The following is a 25,601-nucleotide window of genomic DNA, read 5'->3' on the forward strand; positions in this document are numbered from 1 at the left end:
ACCAGGAGGCCAAGGAGATATGCGAGCAACTGGGCGACCAGCGGGGCAAGAGCGCCACGCTGCATGAGATGGCCTATATTTACCGTGTGCGCGGCGACCTGGATGGGGCGATGCGCCTGTACCAGGAGTCGCTGGCCATCAACGAGCAACTGGGCGACCTGCAGGGCAAGAGCGCCACGCTGCATGAGATGGCCTATATTTACTGTGTGCGCGGCGACCTGGATGGGGCGATGCGCCTGTACCAGGAGTCGCTGGCCATCAAGGAGCAACTGGGCGACCTAAGGGGCAAGAGCGCCACGCTGGCCATGATGGGACAGGTCCTCGCACTGCAGGAACAAAACGAACTAGCCCTGCGCGCTTTTCTGGAAGCTTTCATTACCCTGTCCCGCATGGGCGCCGCCGACGCCGTAAAGGTAGCAGAGATTATCCAGGACTTTCGCGCACAGATTGGCGCAGACGCCTTCGCGGAACTGTGGCGGCGGGTTACCGGCCAAGAGGAACTGCCTGCCTGGTTGGAGGGAGAGCAATCTTGAAAGCCCTCATCACTGGTGGCGCTGGCTTCATCGGCAGCCACTTAGCCGAGTACCTGCTCGCGCAGGGGCATGAAGTTGCCGTCATAGACAACCTCTCCACGGGGCGGCTGGAGAACGTCCAGCACCTGATGACCCATTCCCGCTTTCACCTCGCCATTGACACCATCACCAGCGAACTGGTGCTGGACCGCCTGGCGAGCGAATGCGACTGCATCTACCATCTCGCTGCCGCCGTGGGCGTGAAACTCATCGTGCAGTCGCCAGTGTACACCATCGAGACCAACATCATAGGCACTGCCGCCGTCTTCCGCGCCGCCAAGCGCTATCGCCGCCCGATTATCCTTGCGTCCACCTCCGAAATCTACGGCAAGAACGAGCACGTGCCCTTTGCCGAGGACGACGACCGCCTGCTGGGTCCCACCACGCGCAGTCGTTGGTGCTACTCCGAGTCCAAGGCAGTGGACGAGTTCCTGGCGCTGGCTTATTGGAAGGAATGCGGCTTGCCCGTGGTCATCGTGCGCCTCTTCAACACCATCGGACCGCGCCAAACCGGGCGTTACGGCATGGTCGTGCCGCGCTTTGTGGCGCAGGCGCTGGCGGGGGAACCGCTCACCGTGTATGGCGATGGGCGCCAAACCCGTTGCTTCGCCGACGTGCGCGACATCGTGCGCGGCATGGTCGCCCTGGCGGAATGCCCGCAGGCGCGGGGGCAAGTGTTCAACCTGGGCTCCGACCGCGAGATTGCCATCGCCGATCTGGCACGTCTGGTCATTGACATCACGGGCAGCAAATCGGAGATCGTCTACATCCCATACGAACAGGCGTATGAGGCGGGCTTCGAGGACATGCAGCGTCGCGTGCCGGATGTCTCCAAAGTCGCTGCGTTCATCGGCTGGCGGGCAACCATCCCGCTCGAGGAGAGCATCCGCGCCGTGGCGGAGTACATCAAGTCCCAGAAACCAGGTTTCTGAGAGAGAATTACCACAAAGGCACCAAGACGCAAAGGTGATTCGATTCCTGCTTGCGGCGGACAACAGTCCGCCGTGTCGTGGAGTGGGCTGTTGCCCGTGTCGAGCAGGTGACAACGAAGACCTGACCAATTGCGCCCCTACCCTGGCTTGCGGCGGACAACAGTCCGCCGTGTCGTGGCGTGGGCTGTTGCCCGTGTCGAGCAGGTGACAACGAAGACCTGACCAATTGCGCTCTTACAGCGCTCATGGGCGCCAGGGATTGAAATCCCTGGCTAAAATTGACAAGCCCCTTCAGGGGCTTCTCACATTCAGCCGGGGAATTCATTCCCCCGCCCATGCCCTGCAATGCCTGCTTGCGGCGGACAACAGTCCGCCGTGTCGTGGCGTGGACTGTTGTCCACGCCGAGCAGGTGACAACGAAGACCTGACCAATTGCGCCCCTACCCTGGCTTGCGGCGGACAACAGTCCGCCGTCTCGTGGCGTGGGCTGTTGCCCACGCCGAGCAGGTGACAACGAAGACCTGACCGGTCTGGAACAAGCGAGGCAGACACAGAGCATGCAGAGAACTCAAGACGCGCGTCGTAAAAGGGCGGGGATAGGGCTTGTCCTCGTGGGCATCCTCTTGCTGTTGCTCTCCATCGTCTGGTATGCCCTCACCCCTAGCCCCTCTGCCAAAGGTCGAGGGGAGTTCTTCACCCCCAGCCCATCTGCCGCCGCGAGCGTGGCAACGCTCATTCCCAGCGCCTTTGCCCAAGCCACTATCCGCCTCGCTCCTACTGCGGCTGCCATAGCCACGGAACTGCCCCCGCCGACTCCCATCCCCACTGCCGGCCCTGCCTCGAGCCGAACTTCCGCACCGGTGCGCATCGTCATCCCGTCCATCAGCGTGGATGCCCCTGTGGTAGAAGTTGGCTGGCATGTGGTTTGGCTTGAGGGCGAGGCGCGTGGCGTATGGGATACCGTTGCAGGAGCAGCCGGGCATCACCGCGGCAGCGCCGATCCTGGTCACTCTGGCAACTGCGTTCTCTCTGCCCACAGTTCCGATGCTGGCGGAGCGGTCTTTCGCCGCCTGGACGAACTGGCTGAAGGGGACTTGGTGCAACTTTACAATCTAGACGGAATGTGCTATACTTATATTGTTACCACTGTATTTACCGTGGATGAGACCGGGGCGACAGCGGCAGAGAAGCGTCAGCATGCCACCTGGTTAGACCCGACCGATCAACCTGTCCTCACGTTGGTTACCTGTTGGCCGGCTTGGGCCTATACGCACCGCATCATTGTCCGGGCAAGTCTGCATGTGCCCTGATGGTATTGACTTTGTCAGACCTGCGAAGTTTAGGGAAATGTTACAGGTCTGAATACAGGAAGACGAGTTGGGGATTCGTACATTTTCGCTCGCCCTGGTGTGTGCACTCCTTTTTGCCTCGGGTTGCCATTCCCCGCGACAGAAGGAAGCGCCTTTCTCCACCCCCTTTGGCGTGGGCGTGGGCGATGCGCCAGTTACGGCAGCACAACTGGATGCACTAGGGCCAGTTTGGTACCTGGATTGGACTTGGCGTGGGCCAGCCTTGGAAGGGCATGAAAGGCTCTACATGATCGGTTGCGCTGAAGTGAAGGGGGATCGTGGCGCCATTCCTGCAGCGATGCGCGCTAGCGGTGCTTCCTGGTGGGCATTGGGCAACGAACCCAACGATCCCTCTCAGGATAATCGCACGCCAGAGGAATACGCCGAACTGTACCATGTCTTTGAGGAGTGGGCCAAGAGCGCTCCCCGCTGCCGTATCCTGCCGGCAGGGATCGCCAACGCGGACTGGCGGTGGACCGAAGCCTTCCGCGAAGCGTTTCGCCAGAAGTACGGACGCTATCCGCGCGTGGATGGCTGGAACATACACAACTACATCCTGGAAGCAGGCCTGGACCCGTATGATGTAGGCGAGTTCCAACGGCGCATCCTGGCTTTCCATCGCTGGATGGAGCGCATCGGCGATGGACACAAGCCGCTTTTCCTGACTGAGTTCGGCGTCCTGTATGGGAATGGCTGCTGCGACCGTCCAGTGGACCCGCCGGAAAAAATCCAGCAATTCATGCGCGATGCCGTGCATTGGCTGGTTGAGTCGGAAGTCGTGTCCTGCTGGGCTTGGTTTGCGACTTACTCGAAACATTACAATGGCAGCCTGATGACCAAAGAAGGGCAATTGAACGATTTGGGCGTTCTGTACCGTGAGCTAACCAAAAAGGCTGTCAACGAATAAGACACGAATGAACGAATGATATGGCCAATGAAATGCCTCTCAAGTCAGAAGTGTACTAGCGGCAACGCGAGCAAGGCAAATCGTCGCCATATCAAATCTTGTTAGGGTGGGAGGAGGAAGATGGATAAAAATCGCTCGTTTTGGACTGCTCTCCGTAACAAGGAGAACATTATCCCCAGGTTCGTGCTCGTTTTGGGAGTCGCCCTATTATTGACCATTCTTTACGGAACTGCGCGCACGCCGTGGGCTTTGCCGGCAAATGCACTGGCGGGTCAGGGTGTGGCCCAGACGGAGACGCCGACAGAGTACACCATCCCACCTCCCACAGAGACGCCCACGCCGACGGAGTACACCATCCCACCTCCCACGGAGACGCCGACACCTACTTCTACCTGTCCGCCGTGTCCGCCCTGTCCCACCTGTCCCGCTCCGCCTACGCTGACGCCAACGCCCACTCCGTATGCCACTGGCCCAGGTATCTGCCCGCGTGCCGGCTACCCGGACTATGCGCCGCACGGCCCGCCTGACTTTGACATGCACCAGGGCGAATGGCGTGCTGCTGGGCAGTGGACGCACTCTGGCCCGGCTGTCGCAGCGAATGCCCTGTGGTGGCTGGACTCCAAGGCGGAGTACGAACTGGGGAACAAGTACGGGTTGGTGACGGCCTATGGCCCCTGGTATGACCATCACGCCGACAACGTTCCGCCGTTAGCGGAAGAACTCGCAGGCAAATTGCAGACGAGCAACCGCGGCACGAAAGTGGAGGACATGGTCGCTGGTCTGGAGGAGTACATCTTCACCAAAGGGCTAAGCGATTCCTACGTCGTCGAGGTGATCAAGGGGCCCGACAAGGACTGGCTGTGGCTGGACGCCCAGTACCATGACGATTTTGTGCTGCTTTTGCTTGGCTTCTGGCAACAGGAACGCGGCGCATGGACCCGTGTAGGTGGCCACTGGGTGGGGGTCTGCTGTGCAGACCCGTATGCTTGGGGCGTGGAGCTCGTGGATCCGTTCTTCGACCACGCTGCCCATGGCTATCCTGGTTGGTCTTTTGGCGGCATACCTATCACCTATACCCAGCACAACGACGCCGCTGAGGTCAGTTATGACGCCTATGCCTTTGCCGATACGGACGTGCCCGGTGCGCAGTGGTCGCCGGCCGACTATGCGCACGTCCAGTTAGGGGAAATCGTGACCAACAGTCTTGGCCAGAACTTTGGCTGCATGTTGGAGAAGTACCGCGGACCGTACAAGGCTGGCCTGCCCATCCACGTGGCAGTGGATTATGCTGTCGTGATCCGTCCTGGCGCGCGCTGCAGCGTGGCGACGCCAACACCGACCAAGACGCCAGCCGCCTATGAAATGGAAATCACCAAGAGCCATCTTCCTGACACCGTCATGGTTAACTCGGACTTTTGGTTCCACATCTTTGTCACCAACACGGGTGCATCGCTGCTGCACAACGTTATGGTGACCGACACGCTGCCCAGTGCGATTGACCCCGATGCAGTGGAGCCGGGCATTGGGCCGCCATCTGCCTGCTTGCCCGGCGGGACCTTCGACCCAGCAACGATGGTTGTCACTTGGTCGCTTGGCACTCTGGAACCGGGCGCATCCGCTGCTCTCTGCATCAAGGCGCAGACCCATTCCGCTGCTGCCGGCACTTGCGTCACCAACACCGTCGTTGCGGAAAGCCTGGAATGCGCAGTGATTACCGCTACGGACACGATTTGCATCTATGCCCCGCAGACTCCTACGATCACTAGCTCGCCCACGCCTAGCGAGACCTTATCGCCGACCCCAACTAGCACGAGCACGCTGACACCCATACCAACGCCTACGAGCACTGCTACCCCAACTGTGCCGCCTGGCTGTCCTACTTGTCCGCCTTGTCCCACCTGTCCCCCGCCGACTATGCCGACGGCAACGCCCACTCCCTACGGGACCGGACCTGGTATTTGCCCGCGTGTCGGCTACCCGGACTATGCGCCGCATGGCCCGCCAGACTTTGACATGCGCCAGGAGGAGTGGCACGCTACCGAGCAGTGGACCCATTCGGGCCCCGCTGCCGCAGCGGATGCCCTGTGGTGGCTGGATTCCAAGGCGGAGTACGAACTGGGGAACAAGTATGCCCTGGTGACGAACTATGGCCCCTGGTACGATCATGATGAAGAGAATGTTCCACCATTAGTGGAAGACCTCGCGGGCAAATTGCAGACGAGCAGTTACGGTACAACTGTGGAAGACATGGTCGCCGGTCTGGAGGAATATATCCATGCTCAGGGGTTAAGCAGCTCTCTAGTTGTAGAGGCGATCAAAGGTCCAACCTGGCGCTGGCTGTGGTACGATGCCCAGGAGCATGATGACTTCATCGTGCTACTGCTGGGCTTCTGGCAACAGGAACGCGGCATCTGGACCCGTGTAGGTGGCCACTGGGTGGGAGCCTGCTGCGCAGACCCGTATGCTTGGGGCTTGGAGCTCGTGGATCCGTTCTTCGACCACGCTGCCCATGGCTATCCCGGACAGGCTTTCGGCGGCGTACCCATTACCTATACCCAGCACAACGACGCCGCTGAGGTCAGTTATGATGCCTATGCTTTTGCCGATGCGGATGTGCCCGGTGCCAAGTGGTCGCCACGCGATTATGCGCACGTCCAGTTAGGGGAAATTGTGACCAACAGCCTTGGCCAGAACTTTGGCTGCATGTTGGAGAAGTACCGCGGACCGTACAAGGCTGGCCTGCCCATCCATGTGGCGGTGGATTATGCCGTGGTGATCCGCCGTGGTGCGCGCTGCAACGTGTACGGGCTCAGTTTGCCGCTTGTGTTCAGGAATCGGGTCATATCCGCAGCGGAAGACCGCCACACGTATCGCGGACCTCGGCCATGAGGAGGTCTGGCTAGCAAATAGACCATGCGCTATCTCGCCAAGCACCATGTGCGGGCAATGACAGGCACGCGGCTGCTGTTCGTTGTTCTGTCTCTTACACTAACTTTGTTGGGGACTGGCTCATCGGCGATGCCTGCCGAGCCGTCGAGAGAGGCAGCGCAGAAAGCGCTGACGCAGGCAGGACTGAGCCTGTCCCCAGCAGAACTGACGGTGGCGGCTTTTGCGCCCTTCTCTGTTGACATCATGGTACATTGCGGCGATCATGCCGACGGCGTGGCCACTGAGTTGTCTTTCAACCCCGCCTATCTGCAGGTAGTCTCGATTGTCCCCGATACCTCCCAATTTGTGCTGCCCCTGCGCAATACGTATGATAACCAGGCGGGCATAGTGCGCTATGACGCAGGAGCAGCGCTGGATTGTCGCATCCGAGGTACCTGTCCCACGGGCATCGTACGCATTGCCACCGTCAATTTGCGTGTGGTCACGCGCGCTCTGCCCGTTACCTATCTCGGTTTGCGCGGACAGATGTCTTGGGGCGGGGCAAATACCTTTGATGGGGTTGGCAGTGGCAGCACCATCACCATTCTGTTGCCCAGCATCCTGTACTGCTACCTGCCGCTCATCAGGAACAAATGATAAAGACCTGTCAGGCCTGGACTGAAAATCCCTGGCTGCTCTAGAGGAACTCAATTGATGAATCGGTCTGTCTTCATAACTCTCTGTGTGCTGCTGTCCATCCTGTGGCTGGCTTTCCCTAGCCATGCTCAGAATCCGCAATGTCCATTGCCCACTTGGCGCTTTGGTGTGGACATGAACCCGGCATTCGGCAAGATCACGGACTATGACGTGGCAGCCTTGCACATTGGCTGGTATTCTGATTGGACTACCAGCCTGACCCCACTGCGCCCTGGCGGCATCGAGTATGCCCAATTGATTTGGGTGTACAATGGCGTGCCCGCGCTCTCCCTGGATACAGTGGGGACGTTGGTAGATGCCAACCCCGGATCGCTGTGGATGATTGGCAATGAGCCGGAGTGCACGTATGTGCCAGGTGGGGGCAATAACACACCTCAGCAGTACGCAGATGCCTATCACCAGTTGTACACATTCATCAAGGAGCGCGATCCCACCGCCCAGATCGCCATCGGAGGGGTGGTGCAGCCCACGCCCTTGCGTCTCAAGTGGCTAGACCTCGTGCTGGAGTATTACCAGACGACCTACGGCCAGCCCATGCCCGTGGATGTGTGGAACATCCACAACATGATCCTGCAAGAACTGCGGGGGTCATGGGGTTGTGGCATCCCAAAGGGGCTGAGCGAGAACCAGGGACGGCTGTACACCGTGGATGACAATGACAATTTTGCGATTTTCCGGCAGCACGTAATTGACTTCCGCACCTGGATGCGCGACCGAGGTCAGCGGGACAAGCCACTCATCATCAGCGAGTACGGCGTGCTGATGCGTGCGGACTGGTATCCCCAGTTCAGCCCAGCACGGGTCAGTGCCTTTGTGAACGCTACCTTTGACTACTTGCTGACTGCTCATGACGATAGCCTGGGTTATCCCGCCGATGGCAACCGTCTGGTGCAGCGCTGGCTATGGAACAGCCTCAACGATGCCCCTTATAACTTCAATGGGGGGCTTTTTGCCCACGACTACCCCATCTATCCCGGCAAACTCACACCGATAGGACTCAACTTCAAACAGTACATGGATGGGCTGCTTGCTGGGTCTTCCTGCTTCACTGGGGCTATCCAGCTGGAAGGGCGCCCGGCACCTCCGCAAGCCTCCTACGTACTCACCGCAACGGTGAGCCTTTACCCTGTTGGCTGTCCTTATCCCGACATCCGCAGCGTACAGACCGACGCCATGGGACGCTTTCGCGTGTGCCACGTGGCGCCAGGCATATATGACATCGTAGTCAAAGTCTACAACACCCTTGCTAACCGTCTGGACGGAGTGGCGATAACGACAGCGGAGCCGCTCGTTGATTTTGGTCTATTGCGTTCCGGTGATGCCAACAACGACAATTGCGTCAATATCCTGGATTTTTCCCTTCTAGGTGCCGCTTATGGCACCTGTGCTGGCGATTCTCGTTTTGATTACCGCGCCGATTTCAATGGCGATGGCTGCATCAGCCTCCTCGATTTTTCCTGGCTGGTCACTCGTTTCAGCGAGGTCGGGGCTACCTATCCGTGAAGGCGCAGGAGTTCATTGGTGTCGTGGCCTGATCATCGGCGTAGCATGAGCAGAGGGTTATGGCTTGCTGTCTTTGTCATTTTGGTGCTGGCGGGCGCCATGGGCGGGAAATGGGCGCTGCCGGGCACAGTGGCACTTGGACAGACTATCCCCAGACCCACCGCAACGGCCACTCCTACCGCGACAAGCCCTGCGCTGCCCACGCCCACCTGGACGCCACGCCCCACCTGGACACGGGTGCCAACCAGCCCGCCAGAACTGCCTACCGCCACGCTACTGGCTGTGCTTGCATCGCCCACGCCAACCCAGAGCCGGGTGCCCACACTCACCCCAGCAGGCTTGCCTACCCCTACCGCTTCGCCTACGCTGCCTTGGGCGACGCCCTCCGCCAGCCCGACACCCATAGCCGAACCAGCCGCTCTGCTGTTGGTGGTTGAGGTGCCACACCCCATTGCCGGTCCCGCTGATCGCGTTACTTTCATCTTGCAGGTGGCCAATGTGGGCTACGAGGCAGCCGAGGGAGTTCGTGTATCCGTCACCTGGCCTGATGACCTCCTGGTGCAATCGGTTGATTGCGCCACTTGTGCCGTCAGTCAGATGCCAGGGCGCTTGACCTTGGCTATTGGACGCTTGGCACCTGGAGGGCAGGTCATTGCCCCTGTTGTGGCGGTGGTGGCTGAGGATGCTTGGCCTGGTCAATTGCTGCGCACGGATTGGACGCTGACTGCCGAGGGCATGCCCGCGCAGCAGGTAGAAGCCATGGTCGAGTTGCCTTGGGCCGAGTTGCCGGCCACCGGATGATATATGTCAAACAACCAGGGTGGGACGTGTAGTTCAATATGAGAGGCCATACCATGCTAAATTCTTCGCGTTCTCCGCGGCTTGGCTGTTGGCTCTTGCTCATCGTCGCGCTGATCGTCTTGCTTGTGCTTGGCTACAAGGCAGTCAGGCTCTGGCCGCATGTCTCTGCTTTGCTGAACAGGGCCGAGGCGCTGCGTACGCTGATTGGTGCCGATGTCGCCAGCCTGAGTCCCGCTGACATGGCTCGGATACGCGCACAACTGGGCGATACACGGGAAGACCTGCAGGCTATTCGCCAGGAAATCGGCTTCCTCCTGCCGCTGATCGAGCGCCTGGGTTGGGTGCCGCGCATTGGGCATGACTTGGCAGCAGCGCCGGCTTTGTTGGAGACGGGCATCCACTTGTGCGATGCCGGCTGGTGGGGGCTATTGGGGTTGGAACCGCTCATGGAGACCCTCTCTAAGCCCATCCAGCAGCTAGGTCAGACGACTCTCGAAGCGGCTTTGCCTGTGCTCGTCGTCTCCCGTCCCCGTTTCGCCGAGGCAGAAGCCGCTCTAGCCCAGGCGAACAAGGCATGGAGCCGCCTGGATGGGCGAGTGCTTTCCCCGCGCCTGGCCGAATGGAAAGCGCGCCTGGATCAATACCTGCCCCTTTTGTACGGAGCAACCCGATTAGCCCAAGTTGCCCCAGACCTTTTGGGACAGGGGCAGCCGGTCAACTACCTAATCCTGGCACAGAACAATCACGAACTACGTCCCACCGGTGGTTTTATCAGCGGCGCTGGGATGATGCAGTTTTCCGCGGGCAAAATCGTCACCATGACCTTCCAGGATAGCTATGCCGTGGATGCACAGTGCGACCTCGGCGCACATCCACCCCCGCCTGAACCGCTGCGCGAGTACATCTGGGCACCAGCGCTGATGTTCCGCGATGCCAACTGGTCTCCAGACTTTCCCACCTCAGCCGCGGTCATGACGAGTATCTACCGCCTGTGTCGCGGGGTGCAGGCTGACGGCGTGATTGCCTTTGACCTCGATGGCGTAGCCAATTTGCTGCGCGGGCTGGGGTCCGTGCAGCCGGAGGGCTATCCGGAAGCGGTGACCGCCGATACGTTCCTGCAATACGTTGCCCAGTACTGGGCGAATCCTCTGCATGCGCTCGACACGGCGGAGCAGGAGACCGGAGAGTGGTGGCTTCGCCGCAAGGATTTCATGGCCGATCTGCTCCAGGCTGCGTTACGGAGAATTACCACCGCGCCGCAATCCATCAATGTGCCGCAATTTGGCCTGACCATGCTCCAGTCCCTGCGCAGCAAGCATCTTCTGGTCTATCTGCGCAACCCTGCAGCAGCGCATGTCTTGTCTGACATGTCTTGGGATGGCGCACTGCGCCCCTGGGACGGCGACTATTGCCTGATTGCGGATGCCAACGTTGGCTTCCGCAAGGTAAACCCCCATATCCAACAGCACATGAATTATCAGGTAGATTTGAGCCCAGACAGCCCGCCACGGGCTATGCTGACCTTGTATTACCAAAACAAGAGCACGGGGACACAGGAATGCATTGCCGGGTCGTATTACGATGATACCTACCAGGAAATGATGCAGGGCTGCTACTGGGACTATGTGCGGGTGTATGTGCCTCGTGGCAGCCGCCTGCTCGCGGTGGAGGGCAGCGACCTTGCGCCAGGAATCACGGAAGATGAAGGCAAAACGGTCTTTAGCGCCTTTCTGGTCCTCGCTCCTGGCGCAAGTCGCACGCTAACATTTCACTATGAATTACCCTCCTCCGTTTTCCCTCAAGGGGAGGGGGTGAGGTCCTACCGTCTGCTCCTGCAGAAGCAAGCCGGCACGTTCAACATACCCGTGCAGGTGAGCATCTCTGGACGCCTGCTGCTTCTCGACCCATCCCAGTCGGATGTGTGGACAACCGATGAAGCAGGAAGGGTGTACTTCGCTCTGGACAGCGATATCCGCTTGACCTGGGTCGAACCAGGCGCGCGAGAAACGCCAGCAGTGTGGATGACTGCTATTCTCGGCCTTGCAGGCCTGGCGATGATCCTGGTGGGGCTGGGGATTTTCTACCGTGGTCTCACCACCAAAACACAAAGGCACAAAGAACAAGAGTGACTGCTTTTGTATCTTGTTGACTTACTTGCTCCGCGTGGACAACAATCCGCGCACAAACCATATCGCTCCGCGCGGACAACAGTCCGCGCAAAACGGCTGGGCTGTTGCCTAGCCTGAGCGAACTGTATTGCTCTGCGCGGACAACAGTCCGCGCAAAACGGCTGGGCTGTTGCCCAGCCTGAGCGAACTGTATTGCTCTGCGCGGACAACAGTCCGCACCAGATGGAGCGAACAAGCGCACACTTAAAACAGTAAGGAGATACCCTTGAGTACACGCTGGCGACCCATATTTGATCCAACTCATCTCTACTTTGTGACTACAGCAACAGCCAACCGCACACAGATCTTCCGAAGGGATATCATCAAACGGACTCTTGTAGACGCCCTGTACTTTACCAGTCTGATGAACAATACCCACTTGTTCGCCTTTGTTGTAATGCCTAATCACATTCACGTCATCATCCAATGCACGGAGGGCTTTCCTCTACAGAAATGGACTCGCGCATTCAAAACGTGTACCTCGCAATTGATTGTCCGCCTCTATCAAATGGAGCAAAACTGGCATGAGCTGAGCCTTCTCGCCACTGCCGGCACACAAGCTGGGACGCAGAGGTATAAGGTGTGGGAAAACGGTTATCTAGCTAAGAATGTAGTTGGACCGGAATTCCTGATTCAGAAACTCACGTATATTCACAACAATCCAGTGCAGTCCCATTGGCAATTGGCTAGTGCGCCAGAGGAGTACCAATGGTCAAGCGCGCGTTTCTACTTGCAGGATGACAAAGAATGCCTGATTCCCATTCAGGATGTAAGGGAGTTGTTGGCTTGAGGGAATCCGTGCTGTACAGCATTGCTCTGCGTGGACAGCAATCCTTTCTCTTGCTCTGTGCGGACAGCAGTCCTTTCTCCTGCTCCGCGTGGACAACAATCCGCGCACAAACCATATCGCTCCGCGCGGACAACAGTCCGCGCAAAACGGCTGGGCTGTTGCCCAGCCTGAGCGGGTTTGTATCAAAACGGCTGGGCTGTTGCCCAGCCCAAGCACTATGATGAAGAAAAGCAAACCCTTTCCCATGCCAGGCAAAGAAGTTGACACACCACGCTCTGCACTGCCCACCATTTACGCGGTGTCCGCTGCTGTCGCCGTTGCTCTGTGCGTGCTGGCCATCTATGCCCGCACCATGGCTCCCACTATCACCCTGCGTCACAATGGCGCGGATAGCGGCGACCTGGTTACCGCCGCCATCAACTTGGGCGTGCCTCACCCAACTGGCTATCCGCTGTACACTTTGATCGCCCACTGCTTCACCCGCCTGCCCGGCATCGAGCCTGCCCGTGGGGTGAATCTCCTGTCGGCATTGGCGGCGGCGTTATCCGTTGCCGCCGTTTTCTGGGCGTCCTATCGCCTGCTTGTCATGCATGAGGACGATGGCTTGCTTGCGTTGGTAGCATCCGGCAGCGCTGCCGGGCTGTATGCCTTCAGCGAGTTGCTGTGGTCTCAGGCTACCATCGCCGAGGTCTATAGCCTGAACGCCCTCCTAGTGGCAGTGTTGTTGGCATTGATGCTCTCCCTTCCTCTGCCAACTCGGCTTTATGCGGTGGCGTTCCTGTTTGGACTTGGTCTGGCGCATCACCTCACCATCGTCTGGCTGATTCCTGCCCTCTGGCCCTACGCAGGTGTTGCCCGCGCATGGCTGAGCAGACGGCGGGTGTTCTACCTGGCTCTCTGCCTGCTCCCGGGATTGCTCCTGTATCTGTACATTCCCATCCGTGCGGCTGCCCGTCCCGTGCCCAACTGGGGGGGAGCGGATAACCTCTCCGGCTTCCTATGGCTGGTCACCGGCGAAGCCTACCGCCGTTACCTCGGCGGTGTGTTGCCTCTCCACTTCCTACAGCGCCTCTCGGCATGGGCAGGCATTTGGGTGCGCGATCTACATGTCCTCGGATTGGCGCTGGCTTTGTTGGGACTGTGGCGCGGACTGGAGACCGACCGGCGGTTCACCTGCTTTGGGCTGACTTATGTCGTGCTGCTCAGCGTGTACGCTATGCTTTACATAACTCATGACTCCTACCTGTATCTGCTCCCTGCAGCCGGGGTCATCGCCCTGTGGACCGCACGGGGTGCCATGCTCTTGTTGCACGACGTGCAAAAGCAGGCAAGGGCGAAACGTGTCCCGCAACTAGTTCTCGCTGTTGCCATCCTCCTCTTGCTGGCATTGCCCGTTGCTTCCGTGATGGCGCGCTTTCGCGAGATGGACCTCAGCGCAGACCGCCAGGCCTATAACTTTGCCCAAGGAGTACTCCAGATGGCTGCTCCCGGCGCCATTGTCATCTCCAAGAGCGACACACAGACCTTGCCGCTTTGGTATGTGCGCTATGGACTGGGCATGCGCCCCGATGTCATGGTAGTGGATCGCTATCTCCTGGCATTTGATTGGTACCGCCGTGATCTGGCTGTGCAGCATCCAGCCCTGGCGATGGTGACGAAAGCACATGACAGCCAAGAGGCAGTGAGTCTTCTGGTGTTGGAAACCCCTCCGGGGCAAGCCGTGCACCTCACCTATGCCGATAACTTGCTTTTCACCCTTGCTTCCTGGGTGCAGGAAGGCTCCTTGTTCACCCTCTTCCGCCAGTGAAGCGCTATGCTGGCCTCCGTGATCATCCCTGCCTATAACGCACAGACAACTATTGCCCGCTGCCTGACGGCATTGCGCCAACAGACCCTGCCTCCAGAGGAGTACGAGATCATCGTCGTGGATGATGCCTCAACCGATGGGACAGTAGAGATAGCACGGGAGCATGGCGCAGCCGTCATCGTTCAAACCGTGCGCAGCGGCCCAGCGGCTGCGCGCAATGCGGGCGCTGCTCAGGCTCAGGGCGATGTCCTCCTCTTCATTGACGCTGACTGCGAAGCAGCCCCGGACTGGTGTACAGAGATGCTGCGCCCCTTTGCCGACCCAACTGTCTGTGGCGTGTACGGTGCCTACCGCACGCGCCAGACCAGCCTGGCGGCTCGCTTTGCCCAGGCGGAATTTGAGGAGCGCTATGCCCGTCTGATCCAGCGACAAGACATTGACTTCATCGCCACGCATGCGGCAGCCATCCGTCGGGATGTGTTTCTGGCGCAAGGAGGCTTCCGTCTCGATATGTGGGGCAATGAGGACGTGGAGCTGGCCTTCCGCCTGTCGCGCAGTGGGTATAGGTTGGTCTTTGCGCCACATGCCATTGTCTACCACGAGCATCCATCCACGCTGAGGCGCTACCTGCAGGCCAAAGTTTCGCGCGGCTACTGGCGCACGCTAGCCTACGCTCGGCATCCACCCAAAGCGCTTTCCGACGCGTATACTCCTCCGTGGCTGAAACTGCAGGTTGTGGGGCTGGTGGCGCTGGCCATTGCCATGGTGGCCGGCGCGTTGCGCCCATCGTTCCTTCCCTTTGCTTTGTCTCTGCTGGCGGCTTTGCTCCTCACCACAGTGCCCTTCGTTCGCTTTGTGTGGCGGACGCAACCAGGGCTTCTCTGGATAGCACCCTGGCTCTCCCTGGCGCGCTCTGCGGCTCTGGCCCTCGGCGTCTGTGCTGGGCTGATTGCGGTTGCCATCCATTTGCTGCGCCGTTAGTTCGTTGGTTCGTAATGAGCGCTTTAGCGCTCAGCGCACTGGAGTGCGCATGACCAACCCGTTTGAGTAACCCTTGACACACTCCTCGAAGAGGCTGCTCACAACCTACCGCCCATTGCTTGGCCTAGCCTTAGGCGTGCTGGTTACTGCTAGCGCATTCCTGTTTGTCGCACGCGAATGGGACTGGCGCGTCACCTGGGCTGTGCTGAGCCAGTCCGACCTGCGTTACCTAGCGCTCGCCCTGTGCGCCATGCTGGGCAACATCGCCTGCAAGACACTGCGCTGGCAGTGGCTCTTCTATCCTCAGGGGCAGCATTTCAGCCGCAGAAATCTGTTGATGGCGCTGCTGCTTGGCCAACTTGGCAATATCCTGCTGCCCACGCGCTTGGGAGACCTCGCACGTATCTGGGTGCTGAGTCAGGGGCAGCGCATCGCGCTGAGCCTGTCCCTGCTGACCGTTGTGGCGGAGAAAGCCATGGACAGCGTGATGATGCTGCTCGTGCTCGCAATCCTACTCCCCTTTGTTCCGCTACTGCCTTGGCTGAGCAAGACTCATCTTGTCCTCGCAGGTGCACTGATTATCCTCCTTGTGGCATTGGTCTGGTTGGCAGTGCAAGAGTCGCTTCGTCAGCGCCTAATGCGGGCCATGAGGCGCCTGCGCCTTGGTCCTGTCGCGAATTGGGCAGAACGGGCCATGGATGCCATTGTCCACTTGCGCAAACTGCAGGCATGGCCAGTGCAATTGCGCCTATGGGCGCTGTCTGCTGCTATCTGGCTGCTCTCTGGCTTGGTCAACCACTTTGCGTTCCGCGCGGTGCGACTGAACCTGCCCTTTGCCGCGGGGTTGCTCCTTGCGGTGACCGAAATCAGCGGCACGAACGTGGCCTACGCTCCTGCGGCGTTGGGCGTGTACCATTCCATCTGTATCCTCACGTTGTCCCTCTTCGGCGTGCGCTTTGCGCCTGCGTTGAGCGCTGCTTTGCTGTTGTACCTGGTCGTGTATGCGCCCATCATCGTGGGTGGCTTGCTAGCAGTGTGGCTAGAGGGATTCGACCTGGGTCAGTTCAGCAAGCGGAGCAGCCCGCTCGAACAAAAACCTTCCTGACCAACCTCCTCACTCTCCACTCCTCACTCATCACTCCTCACTTCTCACTCTCCATTCCTCACTCTAACGAAATTCTAACATTTCTCTTGTGCAATTCTAATACACGTTTGCTACGATATAGGTGCAAAATTAGAGCAGCAGGAGGTGAACTATGGCTAGCCTGATCAAGTGGGAACCCTTCAGCGATTTGATCTCTCTGCGCGACGCAATGGATCGCCTCTTCGAGGAGAGCTTTGTCCGCATGCGTGGCCTGCCTACGCTCTGGGGCGCCGAAACGCTGGCTCTGGACATGTACGAGACGCCCGATAGCGTGGTGGTCAAGACCGCAGTGCCCGGGGTCAAGCCCGAGGACATCGAGATCACCATTACCGGCGACATCCTGACCATCAAGGGCGAGACCAAGGCTGAGGAGAAGGTTGAGAAGGCCAATTACATCCGCCAGGAGCGGCGCTATGGCGCATTCCAGCGCTCGGTGCAACTGCCAGGCGCACTGGTGTCGGACAAAGCAGAGGCCACCTTCGAGAACGGCGTCCTGACATTGACTATCCCCAAGTCTGAAGAGGCGAAACCCAAGACGATCAAAGTAGAGACCAAGAAGAAATAACATAGCGCAACCCTCCTGCGGGTCCCCCACCTGCAGGAGGGCGAGTTTTCTAACGCAGAACACGCTGAGAACGCAGGGATTTCTCGATGATTTCCCTCTGCGTTCTCTTCGTTGTTTTTAGCAAGGGGTATCAAGCGGCGCGAGATGCTTCACTTCGTTCAGCGTGATATCAGAGGGTTGCATTTTGAGCGCAGCGAAGAATTTTGCTGCCAGAAGCCTGGTTTTTGTGGCTTTTTTGCGCTGTAAGTGTTCAGATTAGGGCTGGGTTCGGTGAGTTGGAGGACAGCTCGTTTTCTACTATTCGTGCCTAGCTATCGTGGCACTACTGTATCTTGCGACACGAGGGTGCTCGCTTAAGATTCTTTACCTCAAATCTGAACAGTTACTTTGCGCTAAACTATTGACATAGCCCTTAAAATACGCTATAATATATATACTAAGATGAACAGACAGGAACACTGGGCCTCCGTTCATTCCATCCTAAAAGTCGTTGCTTTGTGCAAGGGGGCACCATTTGTGGTGTCCCCTTTTCCCTGCATTTACGGTGTAACCAGTGTTCCTTAATCCCATAGATAGGTGAAGGAATGGCTGAAGCGACTTTAAAAGAAAAAGAAAAGACCCTGGATCCAGCGCGAGAATTGATCGAGAAAGCCGAAGAGCAAGGCTATCTGACGGTAGAAGATGTGCTCGAGTACTTCCCTGAGGCGGAGAAGAACTTGCCTCAGTTGGAGGACCTTTTGACATACCTCTATAACGAGGGCATCGAGATCATTTCCGAAGAAGAGGAAGAAGAGGAGAAGGAAGAGGCCAAAGAGCAGGAGGAAATGGAGCCCGAGATCGAGGAGGAGGTCTTTGATCTAAGTGGCATCAGCAGCGACGATACCATCAGCCTCTATCTGAAGGAAATGGCCAGCGTGCCCTTGCTGAAGGCGGAGGAAGAGATCCAGTTGGCCAAACAACTGGAGCGGGGCAAAGCAGCCCGGCGCAAGTTGGAGAAGGATGGGCAGAACCCCGTGCTGCGCGAAAAGTACCTGCGCGAGATCGAACTGGGCAACGCGGCGCGTGCCCATCTCATCAAAGCCAACACACGCCTCGTGGTCAGCATCGCCAAACGCTATATGGGGCAGGGTGTGCCCTTCCTAGACCTCATCCAGGAGGGCAACCTGGGCCTGATGAAGGCGGTGGAGAAATTCGATTACCGCCGTGGCTGCAAGTTCAGCACCTATGCTACTTGGTGGATCCGCCAGAGCATCACCCGTGCCTTGGCGGAGCAAGGGCGCATTATTCGCCTGCCGTCCCATGTAGGCGACCGCATCCGCAAAGTATATCGCACGGCGCAACAATTGGAGCAGGATAGCGGGAAAAAGCCAACGCCTACCGAGATTGCGAGGCGCATGGGTGTGGATCCAGCCAAGGTTCGCTGGTTGCTGAAGGTATCCCGTCGGCCGCTTTCCCTGGAAAAGCCGGTGGGCGAGGAAGAGGATAGCGAACTGGGTGAGTTCATCGAGGACGAGGACAGCCCTACGCCCACCGACACGGTGACGCAGAACCTGTTGGCGGAGAAGGTGGAGGAAATCCTCTCCACACTCAGCCCGCGTGAGGCACGTATCCTGCGCCTGCGCTTTGGCCTGCAGGATGGACGCTCCTACACTTTGAAGGAAGTGGGCGAGAAATTCGGACTGACGCGCGAGCGCATCCGACAGATAGAGCGCGAAGCGCTCAACCGCTTGCGCCACCCCAGCCGCAGCCGCCAACTACGCGATTACATGCGTTAACAACAGAAGCCAGGTTTCTGAGAGAAGCCTGGTTTCTTCTACAGTCCGTCAGACCCGGCGCGGGCTGTTGCAGGGGTAAGCCATCAACAATAGGAAAACGAATCCTCGAATGATGCTGCGGTGATTTGTTTATTCGTTCCCCCATTTTTTGACGGCCGTCACTCAATAGCTCGCGGCGGACTGTTGTCCGCCTGGAGCGTGGAGGGATAGGACGGCTTTTCTGTCTGCCTTCCTAAGTTTTGACAAACAGCCCCATCTTGGACTAATATTGCATAGATCGTGGCGCATATCTGCGTTTGAGCGTATATTCGAGACCACTTTTACGTCATGAGTAATGACAGAATGAGGAAGCTTCTTGGCTGATGATGCCGCGTTGCTGGACCGCATTCGTCAACACGATACGGTAGCCTTGGCTCAAGTGTACGATGAATACTACGAGCGCATCTATCATTACGTCTATCGCTATGTAGGCCAGGTTGATGCTGCCGAAGACTTGACGGCTAATGTCTTTCTCCGTCTGCTGAAAGCGGTCCAGAGTGGTTCCTGCCCGCGCACGAATCTCTCTGCCTGGCTCTACCGCGTGGCGCACAACCTGGTGGTGGATACCTTCCGGCGCAAACCAGTAGCGGAGTTGGAACTGGCCGATTGGTTGGAGAGCAGCGATGGGGACCTGCTGCAGACCGTTGAGCAACGCCTGCAGATGGAACGTGTGCATCGTGCGTTGCGCCAACTCACGCCGAGTCAACAGCAGGTGCTCGTGCTGCGTTTTCTGGAGGGATTGGACAACCGTGAGATTGCGCTCATCTTGGGCAAAAGCGTAGGAGCAGTGTGCGCATTGCAACACCGCGCTTTGTTGGCGCTGCGTCAAGTGCTGGCATATGATCAGAATCAAGGGCCAGGAGCGACTCCGGTCTCCGCAGAAAGTGGACATGACCAGGAAGAGATGGAGCAGCAAGCACTCCAAGAGCGCCACAGGTCTTGCGTGGCCGCACCCTTGATCACGCGCATTGGACTGCATTTCTTCCTCGAGGCGTTGCCCCTTCTCATGGCAGCCATCCAAGGTGAGGAAGGCGCAAGCGAGGCGGCTTGTGAGGTCATGTCATGATGCACACCGAAGCCAAAGTACTGCACAAAGGCATTGACCATCTGCTTGCGGGCGGGACAGTGGAGGAATACCTGGGGCAGGCAGAGGTCAGTCGTTTGCCTGCCTCCAGCCGGGAAGAATTGCTCTCCCTCCTGGGACTCGCCACCGTTCTGCTACAACTGCGCCAAGTGCCCATCCCCGCACCGCAAGCCAAAGCAGCCAATCGCGCTCGCTTCTTGGGCGAGGCGGTGCGGCTGAAGGAAGAACGCCGTGTGCAACCCCTGTGGCTCCGGCTGCGCCTCCCAGAGCGGATTGGACGGGGTCTCTTGGGCGCGGCGCTTGCGGTGATCCTCGTGCTAGCCATTGGCTCAGGAGTGGCCAATGCTGCGGCAAATAGCCTGCCTGGTTCATCGCTGTACCCATTAAAACTGGTGATAGAGGATGCGCGGCTGGTTTTTGCTTTCAGCCATCCCACACGAACCCAGCTCTACCTGCACTTTGCCAGCGAACGTACGAAGGAGATGGCGCATCTGGCTGCTGCAGGACGGCCTGTGCACGAGAGCATTGTGATGCGCATGGCGGAAGAATGGCAGGGTGCTGTGCATGCCGCTGCAGCCAGTGGCATGCCACAAGCCCATGAGTTGCTCCAGAAGGTGATCGAGACCAGCGACAAGCAGAAGGAAGTATTGCGCCAGGCCAGTATGCAGGCAGCACCGGAGGGACAGGTGCTGTTGGAGCAGGCCATCGCCGTAACAGAGCAGGCTTCGCGCCAGGCACAAGCAGCGCTGCAGAGTCTGGTTGCGCCCGAGGTCGTGCCCACGCTTACCGTAACAGGGATAGACGCAACATGTACTCCAACGGCCATGGCCACGCCAACTACGGTGAGTGGCGGAGGTGTCCCAGCAGTCGCGGCCACGTCAGCCCCAGTGGGTGGTGGCGGTGCCCCAGCAAGCACGGCTACGCCCGCCCCGGTGAGCGGCGGGGGTGCCCCAACGGTCACGGCCACGCCCACCGCGGTGAATGCAGGGCTTCCTCCCACGCTTGCTGCCACACCCACTGAGGTGAGCACACGGTTCACTCCAGCGCCTACTGCCACACCGAGCGCAGAGCCAGGTGCCACACTAACTCCCACCCCCTCCATCTCATTGCGCATTGCCCTGCGAGATGTGCCCGATCCAGTGCCGGCATCGCACCGCATCCACTACGACGTCTATGTCATCAACGACAGCGATGTGCCGATGACGAATGTGGTCGTGGTGGTAAGTTGGTCACAGCGCGATTGCATCTACCTATTGCCGGACAACGCCGCGGAAAAGACCTGGACGGTGGGCACGCTCGAGGCACACAGCACGCATCACATCTATTTCGCGGTGAGCACTTTCGTCATCTGTGCCGGGAACACAGTGACGATGGAAGCGGTGGTGACTTGCGATCAGGGCACGGCAAGAGCAACGGAGACCACGAGCATTGGCCCTCCGCCCACGCCTACGCCAACGCTCACGCCTACGCCACAGTTCATTTTCCGCGTGACCAATACGGATTGGCCAGATCCGGTGCCGGCAGGGTATAATGTCCATTACGATATCTGCGTCGTAAACGATGGGGATGTGCCGCTGACCAACGTTGTCCTTGTGGACCGCTGGTCGCCACGTGATTGTGTCTACCTGGCGCCAGATAATCCCGAACAAGTGACCTGGAACATTGGTACGGTACAAGCGCACTCCCGCTATTGCGTGCATCTTGTCTTGAGTACATTCAGCATCTGTGCTGGAAATAACGTGACGAACGAGGCAATCATGATCTGTGACCAGGATACAGCGCGTGCTGAGCAAACTACATCCATTGGTCCGCCGCCAGCGGCAATACCGAGACCCACATTGTCGCTTATCTTCACTCCAACCGCGCTGCCTGAGGGTACACCTACTGCGACGTCCACGTTGCCTCCTCTGGAAACGGTGACTCTGACACCGCCTCCTCTGGAAACGATGACCCCAACGCCGCCACCACTAGAGAACATGACGCCAACGCCCACGCTCATCCCGCGCTATGTTGGCCACCTGCGCAGGCAGGACATGGCTGGGGAATGAATTCCCCACCTGAATATAAAAAGCCCCTGAAAGGGCTTGGCGCTTTTAGACAGGGATTTCAATCCCTGGCAGTGTCATTGCGAGGATCGCTTTTGCGACGAAGCAATGTCGTGGGTGATGAGTAGGGCGGCTTTTCTAGCCACCTTTCCGCTCGGCGTGGGCAACAGCCCACGCCAGGAATGACGTTGGACTGTGGTCCGCCTGGAGCAGGGCGGCTTTTCTAGCCGCCGTTAATCGGGGTCAGACATGGGTGGCAGGCTGGTGCCTCCTATTTAGAAAATATGAGGAAAGGAGCATGAAAATGAACAGGTACGATATTTTCAGAGTGGTGATTTGTGTGAGCGTATTGTTGCTGGTGCTGGCGGGATTGAGCCAGGCACAGGAACCCGCAACAGAAGGGCAAGCAAGCACGCTGGATACAGTGGGCAATGAATTCACCTACCAAGGACGCTTGCTTAGGGATGGCAGCCCGGTCAATGGCAACTGCGACTTCCAGTTCCAGCTCTGGGATGCGGCAAGCGGCGGCACACAGGTCGGTTCAACGTTAACAAAGACCAATGTGCCCGTGAACAACGGCATCTTCACCGTGCAGTTAGGTTTCAGTGGGCAGCCTTTTACGGGCGATGCACGCTGGTTGGCAATTAGCGTGCGCTATCCTGCCGGCAGTGGTTCCTACCAGGCACTAAGCCCACGCCAGCCCCTGACGGCTGTGCCCTATGGCCTGTCCCTGCAGCCTGGCGCACGGGTTGTGAGTGGGGACTCTACCGCGCAGCTCATTGGCATCTATATCAGCGGAGGTATACCACCTGTACTCTACCCTTACGCTGTCTATGGCAGTAGCCGATGGGGCGTGTGGGGCGACACCAGCGAAGGCTTGGGTGTACGCGGGACGGCGAATTCGGGCACGGGCGTGTACGCCTACAGCACCACGGGCACAGCGATCTATGCCGGTGGCACGGGCATCATCAAGAGCACCGCCAAGTCCTACCTCTGGATCAGCGGCAACAGCATGGTGAAGAACCAGTCATTGGACACGACACAGTGGGATATGTGGACCAATGGTGCGGCTAGAATCTGGAGGGGCAGCGCTGCGGGTGACAAGTCCGTCTACTATCCTGTTACCATCCCCAGCGTGCTCTACGGGCAGCCGGTCAAGGTGACCAAACTCACCGTGTATTACGGATGCCAGGATGGCAGTAAGAATTACATCACCGGCACCACCCTGAACAAGCAGACAGATGCCGATAATGCTGCGCCAATCATCTACGATACAACAGATCGAACCAGCAACCTCCCCACATCCTACACCTTGAATTTGACCTCCAACAATACACTCAGTGCCGAGCAGGGTGGGCTGGCTCTGTACCTAAACCTTGCCTTCGCCGATGCCACAAACTACATCCAGATTGGTGGCATTCGCCTGGAGCTGGAGCACCAGTAGGATGAGCGGGCAAAGGAGGCGTATCATGCGTACGAAAGGGATAGTCTTCCTGGGCTTGCTCATCATGCTGCTCCTGGCGCTTGTCGTGCAGGCGGATGCCCCGGGTTTCTCCATTAACTGGTATGTGGTCAGCGGCGGAGGCGGGCGCTCCACGGGCGGGGCTTTCACCTTGGATGGCAGCGTGCTGCAGCCGGCGGGGGTGATGACCGGCGGCGCCTATCAATTGCAGAGCGGCTTTTGGCCTGGCGCGTTGGCGTTTGTCCCCTCCCATCGCCTCCATCTCCCCGTGCTGTTGAAGAACTTGATTACACCCTAAATACCTCCTCCCGCAGATGCCAGCCCATCTGCGGGAGGACACTCTTTGGATAGCCCGTGGCGGGGATGGTCTGTCCAGGATGGGCATGGCTGGACCTATACTTTTCCGACTTTCACATTTCGCACGGGTAACAGCCTGGGCACAAAACGGCTGGGCTGTTGCCTAGCCGGAGCGGAGGATAGAGTGCTCAAAACCCCTCTCCTGCGCTGCGGGAGAGGGGTCAGGGGGTGAAGTTAACAACTTCTCCTATTCCCAAGGACCCACCCGTGCGTCTGTGCCTGCAACTTTGACCTCTGCCAGTGCCTCCAGCCGCCGGCCGCACTCCGCCAACCGCTGCTCTCCCCACTGCTGCAACGTTCGCGGCACATCAGCCCCAATTGTTACCTGATTCATCAGTCCCCGCGCCTTGGCAATTGCCGCATAACCCGCCGCCCCGATGACAAGAGCCGCTTTCTCATCACCTCTCAGCGTCGTCTCAGTCGCCGAATCCAAGCCCTCCAGAGTATGCCGTGTACTGTAAAAGATCCGTATGTCATATTCCGCATCTGGATCATCCCCACACTCCAAGTACAGCGTCAACCGATCCAACATCCGAAAGGACACTGGGTGAGCCTTTGCGTAATCCTCATCGTCCGCATCATACGGATACCACACCTCGATGACATCCACCAGCCCATCCACTACGCTCAGATCATACTCCCGCTGCTTATCCACCGCATCCACCGTAGTGTCCGCCAACGGTGGCAGGCTCACGCTCAATTCATCCAGCGCCAGACGTATCGCTGCATCCAAATCATCCGTAGACCACTCCCCGTAACTCGTATCCATCAATAGCGCTGCCACTCGCTCTCTAACCGCATCTAACTCTGTTGCCATTGGCTCCCCGCTCCGTGCCTATTTTGTGTTGCGTGATCCGTTTTGCATTTACGCCAAGCCTGGTATGGAACACGCAACATGCAATACTTACACGTAAACTACCGCTACCTCTGGCCCCGTTCCCGCATCCACTGTAACATACAGCGACGAGAAACTTACAGGCATAGAGGGAGAAAACGCCACCGACCCAGCACCACTGAGCCGCAGCCCCACAATCTCCGTCCCGTCAGACCCGCCATCCTTCACGTGGATCTGTGCTGCGTCCGAGTGCGTGAGCACCACTGCCACCAGCAGCCCAGGCGCAGCCTTGACCTCGCCCGACTCTGTTAACATGACTATCTTCGCTGCCATTTATGCCCCCTTTTTACGCTGTCTTTTTCTTCTTGGCGCTGGCTGTCAACGAGCCGTGCTCCAGTGCTGCCAGCCGCCGCTTTAGTTCAGCCAGTTCTGCTTCCAGCCGCTCCAGACGGTGGGAGATCTCACGCAATTCCGATGACCCACCTCCTGCCATTTCCTCCTCCTTATATATGCCTCACCTCTTGCTAGACCTGACGGGTCTCTCAGACCCGTCAGGTCTATAATAGAGAGTGTTGAAAAAGTCGGAAAGACTTTACAATAGCCACAATATGTTGTATGGCCAAGCATTGTAAACACAACATGTGGCTATGATTTCAAATAACTCCTATATTTTTCAACACCCTCTATAATAGGGCAAGGGATGAGATCTTCCCTGCCTCCCCCCTGGTACGAATACAAAATTCGCCCCGCCTATTTGCGGCGCGCCACGTACCGTGCTGAGGCAACCTTCTTGTCATAACCCAGCAGCGCCAGCAGCGCCACGAGGAACGCAATCAGCGCTTGCTTCAGGATCGGCCAGACGAATGCCCACACCGCGCTCCAATCAATCTCAAACATCGC

At 58.4% G+C, this 25,601-nt stretch carries 23 protein-coding genes; 19 read left to right on the top strand and 4 right to left on the bottom strand.

The window, feature by feature from the left end:
• The 19 genes from H5T67_09680 to H5T67_09770 form a co-directional block, all read left to right on the top strand.
• Nucleotides 1-533, top strand: a 533-nt coding sequence (locus H5T67_09680; protein MBC7245582.1) for a tetratricopeptide repeat protein, incomplete at its 5' end; no start/stop codon positions are given.
• Nucleotides 530-1,504, top strand: a complete 975-nt coding sequence (locus H5T67_09685) for a GDP-mannose 4,6-dehydratase (protein ID MBC7245583.1) — start codon at nt 530-532, stop codon at nt 1,502-1,504. The genes H5T67_09680 and H5T67_09685, both read left to right, overlap by 4 nt.
• Nucleotides 1,505-2,061: 557 nt before the next feature.
• Entirely contained in the window at nt 2,062-2,814 is a 753-nt protein-coding gene (locus H5T67_09690) for a sortase (GenBank protein MBC7245584.1), read from the top strand.
• A 67-nt stretch (nt 2,815-2,881) separates the two neighbouring features.
• Nucleotides 2,882-3,760: a hypothetical protein gene (locus tag H5T67_09695; GenBank protein ID MBC7245585.1), complete on the top strand. Its 879-nt coding sequence runs from the start codon at nt 2,882-2,884 to the stop codon at nt 3,758-3,760.
• Nucleotides 3,761-3,880: 120 nt separating this feature from the next.
• On the top strand, nt 3,881-6,649 hold the full coding sequence (locus H5T67_09700) for a DUF11 domain-containing protein (protein ID MBC7245586.1): 2,769 nt from the start codon (nt 3,881-3,883) through the stop codon (nt 6,647-6,649).
• Between the two features lie 24 nt (nt 6,650-6,673).
• Entirely contained in the window at nt 6,674-7,285 is a 612-nt protein-coding gene (locus tag H5T67_09705; GenBank protein MBC7245587.1) for a hypothetical protein, read from the top strand.
• Nucleotides 7,286-7,342: 57 nt separating this feature from the next.
• On the top strand, nt 7,343-8,848 hold the full coding sequence (locus tag H5T67_09710) for a hypothetical protein (GenBank protein ID MBC7245588.1): 1,506 nt from the start codon (nt 7,343-7,345) through the stop codon (nt 8,846-8,848).
• A gap of 18 nt (nt 8,849-8,866) precedes the next feature.
• The gene (locus H5T67_09715) at nt 8,867-9,649 is read left to right on the top strand and encodes a hypothetical protein (GenBank protein MBC7245589.1); all 783 of its coding nucleotides are present in this window, start codon (nt 8,867-8,869) and stop codon (nt 9,647-9,649) included.
• A 53-nt stretch (nt 9,650-9,702) separates the two neighbouring features.
• Nucleotides 9,703-11,778 (top strand): DUF4012 domain-containing protein, encoded by a 2,076-nt coding sequence (locus H5T67_09720; protein ID MBC7245590.1) that lies wholly within the window; start codon nt 9,703-9,705, stop codon nt 11,776-11,778.
• A 265-nt stretch (nt 11,779-12,043) separates the two neighbouring features.
• Nucleotides 12,044-12,607, top strand: coding sequence for a transposase (locus H5T67_09725; protein ID MBC7245591.1), 564 nt, complete (start codon nt 12,044-12,046; stop codon nt 12,605-12,607).
• Nucleotides 12,608-12,851: 244 nt separating this feature from the next.
• Nucleotides 12,852-14,414: a DUF2723 domain-containing protein gene (locus H5T67_09730; GenBank protein ID MBC7245592.1), complete on the top strand. Its 1,563-nt coding sequence runs from the start codon at nt 12,852-12,854 to the stop codon at nt 14,412-14,414.
• A 6-nt stretch (nt 14,415-14,420) separates the two neighbouring features.
• A complete protein-coding gene (locus tag H5T67_09735; GenBank protein ID MBC7245593.1) occupies nt 14,421-15,395 on the top strand; it encodes a glycosyltransferase in 975 nt (324 codons plus the stop codon).
• Between the two features lie 73 nt (nt 15,396-15,468).
• Nucleotides 15,469-16,500 carry a flippase-like domain-containing protein gene (locus H5T67_09740; protein MBC7245594.1) on the top strand — a complete coding sequence of 344 codons (1,032 nt, stop codon included), beginning with the start codon at nt 15,469-15,471 and terminating at the stop codon, nt 16,498-16,500.
• Between the two features lie 151 nt (nt 16,501-16,651).
• Nucleotides 16,652-17,104 carry an Hsp20/alpha crystallin family protein gene (locus H5T67_09745; GenBank protein MBC7245595.1) on the top strand — a complete coding sequence of 151 codons (453 nt, stop codon included), beginning with the start codon at nt 16,652-16,654 and terminating at the stop codon, nt 17,102-17,104.
• Nucleotides 17,105-17,688: 584 nt separating this feature from the next.
• Entirely contained in the window at nt 17,689-18,879 is a 1,191-nt protein-coding gene (locus H5T67_09750) for a sigma-70 family RNA polymerase sigma factor (protein MBC7245596.1), read from the top strand.
• Between the two features lie 355 nt (nt 18,880-19,234).
• The gene (locus H5T67_09755; GenBank protein MBC7245597.1) at nt 19,235-19,984 is read left to right on the top strand and encodes a sigma-70 family RNA polymerase sigma factor; all 750 of its coding nucleotides are present in this window, start codon (nt 19,235-19,237) and stop codon (nt 19,982-19,984) included.
• Complete coding sequence (locus H5T67_09760; protein ID MBC7245598.1) at nt 19,981-22,050, top strand: hypothetical protein; 2,070 nt, start codon at nt 19,981-19,983, stop codon at nt 22,048-22,050. Before H5T67_09755 ends, H5T67_09760 begins: the two co-directional genes overlap by 4 nt.
• Before the next feature lie 301 nt (nt 22,051-22,351).
• On the top strand, nt 22,352-23,491 hold the full coding sequence (locus H5T67_09765) for a hypothetical protein (protein ID MBC7245599.1): 1,140 nt from the start codon (nt 22,352-22,354) through the stop codon (nt 23,489-23,491).
• 25 nt (nt 23,492-23,516) lie between these two features.
• A complete protein-coding gene (locus H5T67_09770; GenBank protein ID MBC7245600.1) occupies nt 23,517-23,807 on the top strand; it encodes a hypothetical protein in 291 nt (96 codons plus the stop codon).
• Nucleotides 23,808-24,053: 246 nt separating this feature from the next.
• On the opposite strand, the gene H5T67_09775 is transcribed toward H5T67_09770, so the two are convergent.
• The 4 genes from H5T67_09775 to H5T67_09790 form a co-directional block, all read right to left on the bottom strand.
• Entirely contained in the window at nt 24,054-24,683 is a 630-nt protein-coding gene (locus tag H5T67_09775; GenBank protein ID MBC7245601.1) for a hypothetical protein, read from the bottom strand.
• 87 nt (nt 24,684-24,770) lie between these two features.
• Nucleotides 24,771-25,034: a hypothetical protein gene (locus H5T67_09780; GenBank protein ID MBC7245602.1), complete on the bottom strand. Its 264-nt coding sequence runs from the start codon at nt 25,032-25,034 to the stop codon at nt 24,771-24,773.
• A gap of 13 nt (nt 25,035-25,047) precedes the next feature.
• A complete protein-coding gene (locus H5T67_09785) occupies nt 25,048-25,194 on the bottom strand; it encodes a hypothetical protein (protein ID MBC7245603.1) in 147 nt (48 codons plus the stop codon).
• A gap of 257 nt (nt 25,195-25,451) precedes the next feature.
• Nucleotides 25,452-25,598 (bottom strand): hypothetical protein, encoded by a 147-nt coding sequence (locus H5T67_09790; GenBank protein ID MBC7245604.1) that lies wholly within the window; start codon nt 25,596-25,598, stop codon nt 25,452-25,454.
• Nucleotides 25,599-25,601 lie beyond the last annotated feature (3 nt).

The sequence above is a fragment of the Chloroflexota bacterium genome, assembly GCA_014360905.1.
GTDB lineage: Bacteria > Chloroflexota > Anaerolineae > UBA2200 > UBA2200 > JACIWX01.